Origin of the sequence: Streptacidiphilus pinicola (assembly GCF_003258295.1) — a bacterium.
Lineage (GTDB): Bacteria > Actinomycetota > Actinomycetes > Streptomycetales > Streptomycetaceae > Streptacidiphilus > Streptacidiphilus pinicola.
The window spans coordinates 53,887-54,165 of sequence record NZ_QKYN01000087.1 but is presented as its reverse complement, the minus strand read 5'-3'; positions in this window follow the sequence as shown (position 1 = coordinate 54,165).

The window sequence follows — 279 nt, the reverse complement described above, 5'->3', positions numbered from 1 at the left end:
CGCGGACGATCAGCACGACCGCCAGCAGCAGCACCACCCAGAACAGCACCATCGTGATCCCGCCGAAGACCCAGAACCAGCCGTGGGTCCCGCCGCCGCGGAATCGAAGAGGTCCATACGGTCCCATGGTCCTCGCCTGCCCTGCTCGGTCGAACTACCTGGACACCCGGCTGATACCCGCTGCCCGCCCCCGCCGAATGAAGACCGGATGAGAATCAGCCGCGCAGGTGTGCGAGCACGGCCGCGAGCGCGTGCCGCACGGCCGCGCGGGTCTCCTCC